We start from the raw sequence: 434 nt of genomic DNA, 5'->3' as shown, positions 1-434 counted from the left end.
CTCGACGAGGCCGCGGCCCGACGGCGGCTTTCCTCCCGCCACACCGTCGTCGCCATCGCCGGAGCGAGCGGCAGCGGAAAGTCGACCCTCTTCAACTCCCTCGCGGGCGCCCAGATCTCCGAGACCGGGCTCCGCAGGCCCACCACCGCCGCGCCCCTCGCCTGCTCCTGGACGGACGGTGCCGCGGGGCTGCTGGACCGGCTCGCGATCCCCGGGCGGCTCAGGCGCAGGCCGCAGCCCGGCAGCGCGGCGGCCGACGAGGCGCTCCAGGGCCTCGTCCTGGTCGACCTGCCCGACCACGACTCGGCGGCGCGAGGGCACCGCGACCAGGTGGACCGGGTGCTGGCGCTCGTCGACGCGGTGATCTGGGTGGTGGACCCGGAGAAGTACGCGGACGCCGCCCTCCACGAGCGCTACCTGCGGCCGCTCGCCGG

At 76.5% G+C, this 434-nt stretch carries 1 protein-coding gene; it reads left to right on the top strand.

The window, feature by feature from the left end:
• Nucleotides 1-434, top strand: a 434-nt coding sequence (locus tag JGS39_RS40240; RefSeq protein ID WP_219574686.1) for a GTPase, incomplete at both ends; no start/stop codon positions are given.

It is taken from the genome of Streptomyces poriferorum, from assembly GCF_019399235.1.
Classification (GTDB): Bacteria; Actinomycetota; Actinomycetes; order Streptomycetales; family Streptomycetaceae; genus Streptomyces; species Streptomyces poriferorum.
The sequence above is the reverse complement of the archived record's forward strand: the minus strand, read 5'-3'. Positions and strand labels throughout refer to the sequence as shown.